Source organism: Salmonella sp. NW1250, from assembly GCF_051812965.1.
In the GTDB taxonomy this organism is placed as follows: Bacteria; Pseudomonadota; Gammaproteobacteria; order Enterobacterales; family Enterobacteriaceae; genus Salmonella; species Salmonella enterica.
Genome location: NZ_JAMNDD010000058.1, coordinates 1 through 317 on the forward strand (window position 1 = coordinate 1; position 317 = coordinate 317).

A 317-nucleotide genomic window follows, 5' to 3' on the forward strand; every position below is an offset into this window, starting at 1 on the left:
CGCAGCGATGCGTTGAGCTAACCGGTACTAATGAACCGTGAGGCTTAACCTTACAACGCCGAAGATGTTTTGGCGGTTGAGAGATGATTTTCAGCACTGATTCCGGATTTTCGGGAACGAAAGATTTTACGCTGAGGCAAGGCGGCAAATGAAGGAAAGGAAGGAGCATACAGAAGTATGTGACTGACTTTACGAATGCAGCCAACGCAGCATCGGTGTAAAAGATTCGTTTCCGGCAACAGAATTTGCCTGGCGGCCGTAGCGCGGTGGTCCCACCTGACCCCATGCCGAACTCAGAAGTGAAACGCCGTAGCGCC

The 317-nt window shown here is 51.7% G+C and carries 1 rRNA gene; it reads left to right on the forward strand.

Annotated elements, in window-relative coordinates:
• Positions 1-248: 248 nt before the first annotated feature.
• Positions 249-317: ribosomal RNA gene (gene rrf / locus NBA72_RS24240) — 5S ribosomal RNA — on the forward strand; the annotation flags it as partial.